The sequence below is a fragment of the Sphingomonas sp. genome (genome assembly GCF_965200135.1).
In the GTDB taxonomy this organism is placed as follows: domain Bacteria; phylum Pseudomonadota; class Alphaproteobacteria; order Sphingomonadales; family Sphingomonadaceae; genus Sphingomonas.
Genome location: NZ_CBDATK010000012.1, coordinates 1 through 10,977, shown reverse-complemented (window position 1 = coordinate 10,977; position 10,977 = coordinate 1). Strand labels below are relative to the sequence as shown.

General features: G+C 69.2%; 8 protein-coding genes. 5 read left to right on the top strand and 3 right to left on the bottom strand.

All coding sequences use genetic code 11. From position 1 onward, the window contains the following. The 3 genes from ACOFKS_RS13615 to ACOFKS_RS13605 form a co-directional block, all read right to left on the bottom strand. The coding region (locus ACOFKS_RS13615) for an alpha-N-arabinofuranosidase (RefSeq protein WP_419809801.1) at positions 1 to 1,575 on the bottom strand (1,575 nt) is incomplete at its 3' end. 47 nt (positions 1,576 to 1,622) lie between these two features. Then, positions 1,623 to 3,110, bottom strand: a complete 1,488-nt coding sequence (locus ACOFKS_RS13610; RefSeq protein ID WP_419809800.1) for an aldehyde dehydrogenase (NADP(+)) — start codon at positions 3,108 to 3,110, stop codon at positions 1,623 to 1,625. Between the two features lie 70 nt (positions 3,111 to 3,180). Continuing rightward, entirely contained in the window at positions 3,181 to 4,344 is a 1,164-nt protein-coding gene (locus ACOFKS_RS13605; RefSeq protein ID WP_419809799.1) for a 1,4-beta-xylanase, read from the bottom strand. 203 nt (positions 4,345 to 4,547) lie between these two features. Here ACOFKS_RS13605 and ACOFKS_RS13600 point away from each other — a divergent pair, with 203 nt between their 5' ends. The 5 genes from ACOFKS_RS13600 to ACOFKS_RS13580 all read left to right on the top strand — a co-directional run. Then, on the top strand, positions 4,548 to 7,361 hold the full coding sequence (locus ACOFKS_RS13600) for a TonB-dependent receptor (RefSeq protein WP_419809798.1): 2,814 nt from the start codon (positions 4,548 to 4,550) through the stop codon (positions 7,359 to 7,361). A gap of 9 nt (positions 7,362 to 7,370) precedes the next feature. Then, positions 7,371 to 7,928 carry a hypothetical protein gene (locus ACOFKS_RS13595; RefSeq protein WP_419809797.1) on the top strand — a complete coding sequence of 186 codons (558 nt, stop codon included), beginning with the start codon at positions 7,371 to 7,373 and terminating at the stop codon, positions 7,926 to 7,928. Beyond that, positions 7,925 to 8,911: a family 43 glycosylhydrolase gene (locus ACOFKS_RS13590; protein ID WP_419809796.1), complete on the top strand. Its 987-nt coding sequence runs from the start codon at positions 7,925 to 7,927 to the stop codon at positions 8,909 to 8,911. The genes ACOFKS_RS13595 and ACOFKS_RS13590 overlap by 4 nt, the downstream gene beginning before the upstream one ends. Then, a complete protein-coding gene (locus ACOFKS_RS13585; RefSeq protein ID WP_419809795.1) occupies positions 8,911 to 9,936 on the top strand; it encodes an arabinan endo-1,5-alpha-L-arabinosidase in 1,026 nt (341 codons plus the stop codon). Before ACOFKS_RS13590 ends, ACOFKS_RS13585 begins: the two co-directional genes overlap by 1 nt. Before the next feature lie 63 nt (positions 9,937 to 9,999). Further along, positions 10,000 to 10,977, top strand: a 978-nt coding sequence (locus tag ACOFKS_RS13580) for an aldehyde dehydrogenase family protein (protein WP_419809794.1), incomplete at its 3' end; no start/stop codon positions are given.

The following is a 10,977-nucleotide window of genomic DNA, read 5'->3' as shown; positions in this document are numbered from 1 at the left end:
CAGCTCCAGCATCACCACCGACTTCGGCGGCAGCTCGACGGTCAGCGTGCCGCCGGCGATGCTCGCCCCGCCGAACGCGCGCGGCACCACCGTGTTCGGCGCATCGAAGCTGTTGAGCGCGTTCATCCGCTCCGCCGTCAGCACCTGACCCGTCACGGCGGTCGCGTTCACGCCCATCAGCGTCGCCGACACGCGGTTCGCACGGTTCGGGTCGAGGTTGCTGAGCGCCACCCGCACCACGCCGTCCTTGCCGCGCACCGCCGACGCGCTGACCGCAGGCATCGTCCAGCGGTCCTTGTTGTACCAGGGCGACCTGACGTCGATCGGCAGCACGGTGCCGTCCATGTACGGCTTGTACATCATGAAGACGTGGTAGGTCGGCGTCAGCACCATCTTCGCGCCGTCGGTCAGCACCATCGCCTGCAGCACGTTGACCATCTGCGCGATCGCGGTCAGCTTCACCCGATCGGCATGCTTGGCGAAGATGTTGAGGTTGATCGCCGCCACCAGCGCATCGCGCAACGTGTTCTGCTGACGCAGGAAGCCGGGATTGGTGCCGGGATCCCCCGCATACCAGGTGCCCCATTCGTCGACCGCCAGCCAGACGCGCTTGGCCGGATCGTATTTGTCCATGATCGCGGTGTGACGGGTGATGAGGTCGTCCATCCGCAGCGTCTCGGCCAGCGTCTCCGCCCACCCGGCCTCGTCGAACTGCGTCGCCGACGCGCGCGGCGGCCAACCGCCGGGCACGGTGTAGTAATGGAGCGACATGCCGTCGATCTGGCCCGCGGCCTCGCGCACCATCGTCTCGGTCCAGTTATAGTCGTCGACGTTCGCGCCGGACGCGATCTTCATGATACGCGTGCCGGCGGGCGCCTTGATGAAGGTCGCGTAGCGGCGCGTCACGTCGGCGGCGTATTCGGCGCGCATGTTGCCGCCACAGCCCCACAGCTCGTTGCCGACGCCGAAATACGGCACCTTCCACGGTGCGCGGTGGCCGTTGCGCGCGCGCTCGTCGGCCAGGCTGCCGGCGGGCGAGGTCATGTACTCGACCCACTCCGCCATCTCCTGCGGCGTGCCGTTGCCGACATTGCCCGCGACATAGGCCTCCGCGCCGATCTGCTCGACCAGGTCGAAGAACTCGTGCGTCCCGACCGCATTCGGCTCGGTCACGCCGCCCCAATGCGTGTTGATCTTGACCGGCCGGCTGCCGCGCGCGCCGATTCCCTCGCGCCAGTGGTATTCGTCGGCGAAGCAGCCGCCCGGCCAGCGGATCACCGGCACGCCCAGCCGCCGCAGCGCACCCGTGACGTCGTTGCGGAAGCCGCGCGTGTTGGGAATGCCCGACCGCTCGCCCACCCACAGCCCGCCATAGATACCGGTGCCCAGATGCTCGGCGAACTGGGTGAAGATGCGCCGGTCATAGGTCGGGCCGGGCGTATCGGCGTGGACCACGACCTGCGTGTCCGCGCGCTCCTGCGCCACGGCGGGCGCGCCGATCGCCAGCAACGCGGCAACGGCCCCGAGCGATGCCTTCAGCCACGACCTGCGGCGACCGCCGTTACGAAGGTCCATCATCTCTTCCTCTCCCATGCGCGGCGCCGTTGCGCTCGCGCGGATCATCAATGCTGGACGCCGTCGATCAGCACCGGCGCGCCGTTCTGGCCGCCGTCGCGCAGCACCGCCGGCAACAGCTCGGGCGACAGGTTCTGGTACGACACGGGCCGCAGGAAGCGGTCGATCGCCAGGCTGCCGACCGAGGTGGTGCGCCCGTCCGACGTGGCGGGGAACGGCCCGCCATGGACCATCGCATGCGCCACCTCGACCCCGGTCGGCCAACCGTTGGCGAGGATGCGCCCGGCCTTCAGCTCCAACAGCGGCACCAGCCGCGCCGCGAGCGCGGTGTCGCCGGCATCCATCTGCAAGGTAGCGGTCAGCTGACCTTCGGCGGCGGCGAGCACCGCGACCAGCTCGGCCTCGTCGCGGCAGACGACCAGCAGCGAGGCGGCGCCGAACACCTCGTGTCCCAGCGCCGCATCGGCCAGGAACGCCTGCGCGTCGGTGCGGAAGAACGCCGCCTGGTTCTGCGCGACGCCCTCGCCGACCTGGCCGCGCGCGACCAGATCGACCTGTGCGTGGCCGTCGAGAGCGGCGACGCCGGCCTCATAGGCGGCGTGGATACCCGGCGTCAGCATCGGCTGCGCCGCCGCCTGCGCCAGCGCCGCACCGGCCGCGTCGACGAACGCGTCGAGCCCCTCGCCCTCGATCGCGACGACCAGGCCGGGGTTGGTGCAGAACTGCCCCGCGCCCATCGTCAGCGAGCCGACGAACGCCGTGCCCAGCGCCGCGCCGCGGGCGCGCAGCGCCTCCGGGCAGAGGATGACGGGATTGATGCTCGACATCTCCGCATAGACCGGGATCGGGACGTCACGCTCCTGCGCGATCTTCGTCAGCGCCAGCCCGCCCGCGCGCGAGCCGGTGAAGCCGACCGCCGCGATGCGCGGATCGGCGACCAGCGCCGCGCCCAGCGCGTTGCCCGGCCCGCTCAGCTCGCCGAACACGCCGGCCGGCATGTCGCAGCGCTCGGCGGCCGCGCGGATCGCGCTCGCCACCATCGCGCCGGTCTCCGGGTGCGCCGGATGCTGGCGGACGACGACGGGGCAACCCGCCGCCAGCGCCGAGGCGGTGTCGCCACCGGCGGTGGAAAAGGCGAGCGGGAAGTTCGACGCGCCGAACACCGCCACCGGCCCCAGCGGCACGGCACGCAGCCTAAGGTCGGGACGGGGCAGCGGCGCACGGTCGGGCATGGCGGAGTCGATCCGCAGCCCCATCCAGCCGCCACGCCGCAGCACGCCCGCGAACAGCCCGAGCTGCCCGACGGTGCGCCCGCGCTCGCCCTCGATCCGCCCGCGCGGCAGCCCGCTCTCACGACACGCGGTCTCGATCAGCGCGTCGCCGAGCGCGACGATCTCCTCGCCGATCGCCTCCAGGAATGACGCGCGGGCCTCCGCCTCGGTGGCGCGATAGGCGTCGAACGCGCCGTGCGCCGCGGCGCAGGCGGCATCGACATCGCTCACGCCATGGGTTTCGACCTGGGGCTCTTCGATCATGGTATCAGTCATAAGTCCGACAATATCCGTAACCCGCCCCGGTGGCAACGCACGCCGTCACCACCGGCGATTACGAACGCCGGCGGCGCGGCGGCAGGGCGACCGGCTCCGCCATCGGGACGACCCCCTTCGGCGCAGCGCTCAGCCGTCGGATCAGGTCGGTCTCGGCGCGGCGATAGGGAGTGCCGTCGTTGCGGAACACCTCGTGGAACCAGATCGTCGGCTCACTCAGGACATACGGTTTCTGCCAGCTGTCCCAGGGCAGCCGCGTCTGCGTCCGGCCGTCGACGAAGCCCCAGTTCATCGCGCCGACATTGTAGCGCTTGGCGATCGGCAGCGACCCGTCGAAGGTCGAGCCGTTGCCGCGCGCCATATACTCCGTGCAGATCACCGGCCGGCCATAGGGCAGCAGCTGCTTGATGCGGGCCTCGAACGTCTCCGGCCAGCTATAGTCGTGGAAGGTGATGACGTCCGACTGCGCCAGCTGCAGCTTCTCCATCGGCGAGCCCTTGCCGCCGGGCGTCCAGTCGTCGCCCAGCCACACGCCCGAGGTCACCGGCTGGCCGGGATCGGCGTCCCGTGCCCAGTCGAACACCTGCGCCAGCAGCGCCCGCGTCAACGGCTCCTTGCCTTCTTGGCCCCGATACTGGTCGGCGCCGTTGTCGGGCTCGTTCCACAGGTCCCAGCCGAGGATGCGGTCGTCGGTCGCGAAGGCGCCGATCACGCCCTGCACATAGGCCTTGTAGCCCGGATAGCGGGTGCGATCGCGCAGGCCCGGCAGGCCCGGCGACTGCACCCAGCCGGAATTGTGGACACCGGGGATCGGCGGGTGCTGCGGCCCCAGCTTCGGATCGGGGTCCCAGCAGCTGTCGAACAGCACGAACAGCGGCTTGATGCCGTGCCGCTGCGCCATCGTCAGGAACTCGCCGATCCGGCGCTTGAAACCCTCCGGGTCCTGCGTCCACAGCTGATCGTGCAGGAACACCCGCATCGTGTTCATGCCGATCCCCTGCGCGAGGCCAAGCTCGTAATCGATCCGCTGCGGGTCCCAGGTCGCGGTCTGCCACATCTCCAGCTGATTGATCGCGGTCGCGGGCGTATAGTTCGACCCGACCAGCCAGGGTTGGCGCGCATACCAGGCATTCGCCTGCGCTTCCGTCCAGCGAGGACGCGCATCGGCAGGCGCCGCAGCCAGCACGGTCGCGGCCATCAGCGCCGCATACAAGTTCTTCATCAAATCTCTCCCCACGACCGCAGACTAGTCATACCGGCAATTGGTATACGGTATAAGGCAACTAGCCTCAGCTATTTGTCGGACAAGGTTTACAAGCAAGCTAGAGCAAAATATAGCGGCAAATGTTCGTATCGTCCGACATCGGGGTCGGGCTCTAACACCGCGCACCGCTCGGAATACCGACGGTCGGCAGGGAGGGGATGATGATGAAGGTTAAAGCACTGTTGTGCACGTCGGTCGCGACTCTGGCGCTGACGGCTGTGTCGCCCGCTTACGCTCAAACCGCACGCGAGGCACCCAAGCCGGATGCGGCGTCGGATCAGAGCGTCAATCCGGCCTCGCCCGCCGCGGCGACGCAGGACGAAGGTACGGCCGACGGCGACGTCGTCGTCACCGGCCTGCGCCGCAGTCTCGAATCGGCGCAGCAGATCAAGCGCACGTCCGACGGCATCGTCGACGCCATCGTCGCCCAGGACATCGGCAAGCTCCCCGACACCTTCGCGTCCTCCGCGTTGCAGCGGGTCGCCGGCGTCAACGTGACGCGCGGCGGCGGCGAGGCGGCGGGCGTCACCGTGCGCGGCCTGCCCGACCTGACCACCACCTATAACGGTCGCCAGATCTTCACCGCCGAAGGCCGCTACGTCCAGATCCAGGACTTCCCCGCCGGCACCGTCGCCGCGCTGGAGGTCTACAAGTCGGGCCTCGCCAACCAGATCGAGGGCGGCATCGCCGGCTCGGTCAACGTGCGCGGGCGCAAGCCGTTCGACTTCCAGGGCTTCGAGCTGTCGGGCTCCGCCAACGGCGTGCTGTCGCAGCAGTCCGAGAAGATCGTGCCCAACGGCAATTTGCTCATCAGCGACCGCTGGAACACCGGGATCGGCGAGATGGGGCTGCTGCTCAACGTCTCCTATGTCGGCATCAACTTCCTCGATTCCAGCCGCGAGCAGTCGGTGGTGATCGCCACCACGAACGCCGGCAACGCGCCCGGCGTCGCGGCGGGGCTGCGCTTCCCCGACGCGCAGGGCAACTTCCTCGGCTACGGCGCGCGTTATCGCCCGTCGGCCAACGCCGCCTTCCAGTGGCGGCCGACCCCCGAGCTCGAGATCTATGCGGACGGGCTGTACCAGGGCTTCCGGTCCAAGGACTATAACCGCTGGATGTTCATCCCGATCTTCGGCGGCATCACGCTGTCGAACGTGACGACGATCCCCAATACCAACCAGATCGCCTCCGCCACCGTCAGCGGCGCGGTGCGGCCCGACGGCTATACCGGCTCGTTCAACGGCAAGACCGACACCTATCAGGGCGGTGCCGGCGCGATCTGGACGCGCGACCGGCTGCAGATCTCGGCCGACGTCGCCTATACGGACAGCACCTATACCGCCGACCTGGTCAACGTCGACTACGCGGCGGCCAGCTCGCCGGTCCGCAACGTCCAGTTCGACGTGCCGCAGGACGGCGGGCCGTCGCAGCGGTTCGTCAACTTCGACATCACCGATCCCGCAAACTTCGTCGCCCGCGGTCTATACCAAGAACTGACGGTGGTGAGCGGCAAGGATTGGCAGGCGCGAACAGACCTGTCCTACGACCTCGACATGGGCTTCCTGAAGCGCGTGCAGGTCGGCATCCGTTATAGCGACCGCGACGCGGCGCGCGACTTCGGTAACATCTACAACAATGTCGCGGTGCCTGGCACGCCCACCACCCCACCGATCTTCTTCGAGGACCAGAGGATTCCGCTAACGTCCCTGCCCGGTGCGGTGGTCAGGACCAGCCTGCCCGGCTTCACCTACAACGACGCGCAACCTAACGTCGCCTTTGCTGCGCTGACCCGCGACAGCATTCGAAACAATCTGCCCGCGCTTCGCAGCTTCTTCATCGAGCCGGCGGGCCAGCCCGTCTTCAACCCGACCGACAATTTCCGCGCCAACGAGAAGTCCTACGCCGCCTACGCGCAGGTGAAGTACGGCTTCGACCTCGGCAACATCGTCGTCGACGGCGTCGTCGGGCTGCGCGCGGTCAAGACCAAGACGCGGATCAGCGGCTTCTCGCGCATCGAGGCCACCGGTGGAGCGGCGACCTTCCCGGCGATTACCGCCTCCAGCGAATATACCGACTATTTGCCTAACGCGAGCGCGCGGATCGCGTTCACCGACAAGCTGCAGCTTCGTCTCGCCTACACCCAGACGCGCACCCGGCCGAACTTCTTCGACCTGCGCCCGAACACGTCGCTGGGCCAGCCGGTGACTCTCGCGCCGGGCGATCCGTGCCTGACCACCCCAACGACACCCGACTGCATAGAGCGGCTGCGGCGCGGTGGGTCCGCCGGCAACCCCAACCTGGATCCGCTCACCTCCGACAATTACGACGCCAGCCTGGAATATTATTTCTCGCGCACCGGCTCGTTCACCGCGGCGATCTTCCGCCACGACGCGCAGGGCTTCCTGGCGACGGTCGACGACCGCTCGGTGGCGGGGTTGCGCATCGCGCGGCCGGTGAACCTCGGCAACACCAGGATCCAGGGTGCGGAGGTGCAGTTCACCAGCTTCCTCGACATCAACGGACTGCCGGAGTGGGCAAAGGGCTTCGGGATCCAGGCGAACGGCACCTATCTGGACGGCAAGGGCGACCTGATCCCCGACTTCGCCGCGAGTTATGGTGGCGGACGGCAGCGGTTCCCGGGCGTCTCGAAATGGGCCGGCAATCTCGTCGCGCTCTACGAGCGTCCGACCTTCTCGGGGCGCGTCGCCTACAATTACCGGTCGGATTTCGTTAACTTCTATTCGTTCGAAGCGTTCGACCCGATCGCCCATCCGACGATCGAGCAGGGCCGCGGCCAGCTCGACGGGTCGCTGTCGCTGACGCCGGTGCCGAACATCACGATCGCCTTCGACGTCGCCAACATCCTCGGCAACCCGATCCAGCGCGACCGCGCCTTCGACACCGGCGGTGTCTATCGGCGGCAGGTGTTCTATATCGAGCGCAGCTATTCGCTCGGCGTCCGGTTCCGGCTGTAACGGGAGCGCATGACGATGTGGATCAGGCTCCTCGCCGTCGCCCTGCTCGCCAGCGCCCCTGCGGTTCCGACCGTGGCGGCGCAGTCGGCGGGCAGCATGGCGGATCGCATCATCAACGATCCGCGCGTGCCGTCGCTGACACCCTACGGCCTCAACCTGCCGCCGCAGATCCGCAACGACGGCGGCGTGCAGTTCGGCAAGGCGATGCGCTTCACGCTGTCGGGTCATGCCGACTTCTGGCGGATCGGGGTCATCACCCCGACGCTCAAGCCGGTGAAGCGCGGTGACCAGATCGTGATCGCCTTCTGGGCGCGCGCGACCGGCACGCAGAACGGCGCGCCCGGCCGGATCGGTCGCGTCCAGCTGGAGGCGACGCCGGTGGTCCGGACGATCTTCGAACAGTCGTTCGACCTCTCGCCCGAGTGGAAGATGTATCAGCTGAAGGGCGTTGCCGACCGCGACTATGCGCCCCGCCAGCTCAATGCCGCGCTCCACATCGACGCGGCCCGTCAGGTGCTGGACATCGGCCCGGTGTTCGTCCTCGATTACGGGCAGCCCGCGTCATGAAGCTCCGCCTCCTCGCCGCACTGGCGTTGACGCTCGCCGGCGTCGCCAGCGCGCGCAATCCGGAGTTCCAGGGCGCCGACCCGCATGCCATGTTCATCGACGGCGAGCTGTGGGTGTTCCCCACCGGCGGCCCCGGCGGCAGCTGGACCGCCGACCGGTTCGGCGCCTTTTCCTCGCGCGACCTGAAGACGTGGCGACCGCGCGGCACGTTGATCCGCCGCGACGACATCGCGTGGATCAGGGACGACGGCGCGCCCGAGCATTTCCTCTGGGCACCCGGCGTCGCGACCGTGGGCGGCAAATACTATCTCTATTACTCGGTCGGCCCGCAGATCCCGACGCCCAGCCGGATCGGCGTCGCCGTCGCCGATCGGCCGGAAGGCCCGTATCGCGACAGCGGCAAGCCGCTCGTCACCGGCCAGCTGGTGGTGAACGGGCGCGGCTTCGAAGCGATCGACCCGATGACCTATGTCGATCCGCGCTCGGGCAAGGCGTATCTCTATGCGGGCGGCAGTGCCGGCGCGACGCTGCGCGTGTGGGAGCTCAACCCAGACATGACCAGCATCGCGCGCGAGGTGCCCGTCGCCACGCCGCCGCAGTTCACCGAGGGCGCGTTCATGCACGAGCGGAACGGCACCTATTACCTGTCGTACAGCCACGGTCACTGGAACGGCCCCGATTATTCCGTCCACTACGCGACCGCGCCATCGCCGACCGGCCCATGGACCTATCGCGGCGCGATCCTGACCAGCGACGCGCGGCATCAGGGGCCGGGGCACCACAGCTTCGTCCGAACGGCCGCCGGCGAGTGGCTGATCGTCTATCACCGCTGGGAGCAGCGCCCCGTCCCCGCGCCGCTCAAGGGCGAGCGACAGGTCGCGATCGATCGCGTCGCCTATGCCGCCGACGGCACGATCCGCCCGATCGCGATGACCGACGGCGGCGCGGCGCCCACCCTGCCGATGCGCGGGACGCGACACTGATGCTCGATCGACGCGCACTGATGACGATCGGGCTGGCCGGCGCGGGCGCGGTGCTCGCCGGTCCGGTGCTGGGCGCGGAGCCGTCGCTCAACGATCAGTTGTCCGGCTGGCTCGACGGGCTCCACGATCCGGTCATCATCCGCGAGGGCGCGACCTGGCACGTATTCGGGTCGGGCGGCTGGACGGGCAAGCCCGGCTTGAGCTGGCGCACCTCGACCGACCTCCACGACTGGCACGACAACGGCTCGCCGTTCGACGCGGTCCCCGCCTGGGCGCAGCGCGCGATCCCCGGTGCGCGCGCGATCTGGGCACCCGACATCCATTTCGTCGACGGCGTGTTCCGGCTCTATTACTCGGTCTCGACCGGCGGCTCGATGCGCTCGGTGACCGGATTCGCGACCAGCCCGACGCTCGACCGTGCCGACCCGCGCTATGGCTGGACCGATCACGGCCTGGTCGTCGAGTCGTTCGCGGGCGGGACCTACAACGTCATCGACGCCAATTTCGTCGTCGACCTCGCCGGCAACCACTGGCTCGCCTTCGGCAGCTATTGGAGCGGCATCAAGCTGATCGCGCTCGATCGGCGGACGGGCAAGCCCAACCCCGGCGCCACGCTTCACTCGATCGCCTATCGCCCCGCGCCGACCGGCGGCGACAATCCCGTCGAGGGCGCCTTCATCCTGCCGCGCGGCGGCTGGTACTATCTCTTCGCCAGCTACGACTATTGCTGCAAGAAGGAGCAGAGCAACTATTACGTCGCGGTCGGGCGCGCGCGCGCGATCACCGGACCGTATGTCGGCCGCGACGGCAAGCCGATGATGGAGGGCTATGGCACCGCCGTGATCGCCGAGCGGCCGTGGGGGTCGACCAATTGGCGCGGTCCCGGCCATTGCGGGCTGTTCCAGGACGGCGCGCGGACGCTCGTCGTCTACCACGCCTATGACGTCGCGCACGCCGCGCGCCCGACGCTGCGCCTCGCCGAGCTGAGCTGGGACGCAGCGGGCTGGCCTGCGCCGGTCGGCTGACAGCGCGGCTTTGCTCCGACTCGCGTCCGGCTCTATGCGGCAGTAGCCACCGAGGAGCCCGCGATGACCGACACCCACCCCGACCTCCAGCTCTTCGTCGACGGCGCGTGGCAGTCGGGTGAAGGCCGCGACACCGGCCCCGTGTTCAACCCCGCGACCGGCGCCACCATCGCCGAGGTGCCCTTCGCCACCCCCGCCGACCTCGACGCCGCGCTGGCGGCGGCGGACCGCGGCTTCGCGCTGTGGCGCGCGACCGCGGTCGAGGAGCGCGCCGCCGTCCTCCACGCCGCCGCCGCGCTGATGCGCGAGCGCGCCGACGCGATCGGGCGGCTGCTGACGCGCGAACAGGGCAAGATCCTGGCCGAGGCCAAGGCGGAGGTGGTCGGCTCGGCGCAGCTGTTCGACTGGTATGCCGAGGAGGCGAAGCGCGCCTATGGCCGCGTGCTGGTGCGCCCGAGCGGCCAGCGCTCGATCGTCATCCGCCAGCCGATCGGCCCGGTGGCGGCGCTCTCCCCCTGGAACTTCCCGGTCTATCTGCTCGCCAAGAAGCTGGCGCCGGCGCTGGCGGCGGGCTGTTCGGTGATCGCCAAGCCGCCGGAGGAGACGCCCGCCTGCACCTCCGCCTTCTTCCGCTGCCTGATCGACGCCGGCCTGCCCGCCGACGTCGCGCAGTTGGTGTTCGGCGTCCCCGACCTCGTCAGCCGCCACCTGATCGGCTCGCCCGTCATCCGCAAGGTCAGCTTCACCGGCTCGGTCCCGGTCGGCAAGCACCTGCTCAAGCTCGCCGCCGAGGGCGTCAAGCGCACGACGATGGAGCTGGGCGGTCACGCGCCCGTCCTGATCTTCGCCGATTGCGACCTCGACAAGTGTCTCGACATGGTCGTGCCGCAGAAGTTCAGGAACGCAGGCCAGGTCTGCGTCTCGCCGACGCGCTTCTATGTCGAGGCGCCGATCTACGACGCCTTCCTGCGCGGGTTCGCCGAGCGCACCGCCCGGCTGCCGGTCGGCGACGGCATGGATCCCGCGACGCGGATGGGGCCG